Origin of the sequence: Brachyspira catarrhinii (assembly GCF_005518285.1) — a bacterium.
Lineage (GTDB): Bacteria > Spirochaetota > Brachyspiria > Brachyspirales > Brachyspiraceae > Brachyspira > Brachyspira catarrhinii.
Genome location: NZ_SJDU01000747.1, coordinates 1 through 542 on the forward strand (window position 1 = coordinate 1; position 542 = coordinate 542).

Genomic DNA, 542 nt, shown 5'->3' on the forward strand with positions numbered 1-542 from the left:
AATTTTTTGTATGGCAAGCATGTTTTTTATAATAACATACTTATTTTATAAAATATTAACTTCTGCTCATAGTTCCAAGAGCATAAACAGTTATATCTTTAGGATTATAACCATCTTTAGATATTCTTATAGTTATTTTTAATCCTGCTTTTTTAGAGTTACCAAAATCTGTGTTACCAGTGATTGCTGTATCTTTAGCTATTTTTATTTTATTTTCTTCTACAGAAAAACCTTTTCCATCTGAAGGAAAACCAGCTGATTTATCCTGTAAATCCTGACCAGTAACAGTTTTATCATCTTCTACTTTAACAATATCAAATTTCAATCCATCTAAACTTTTATCTTTTCCATCAAAAGTAATAGCATCTGAGGCTGTTGTTTCTTTTTCTAATTTAATATCTTCACCACCATTTTGTTTAGCTGATAAAGCTATAGCTACTGGAGTTTTTGCACTACCTTTAGAAGAACTTGCTAAAGTAATATCTAGATCTTTTTTTGTTTCTTCTTTACCGCCTGCAGGTGTAGTAGTTGTTGTTTCTCCA

The 542-nt window shown here is 29.3% G+C and carries 1 protein-coding gene; it reads right to left on the bottom strand.

Annotated features, from left to right (window positions below):
- Positions 1–55 precede the first annotated feature (55 nt).
- The coding region (locus EZH24_RS14505; protein WP_161976198.1) for a hypothetical protein at positions 56–542 on the bottom strand (487 nt) is incomplete at its 5' end.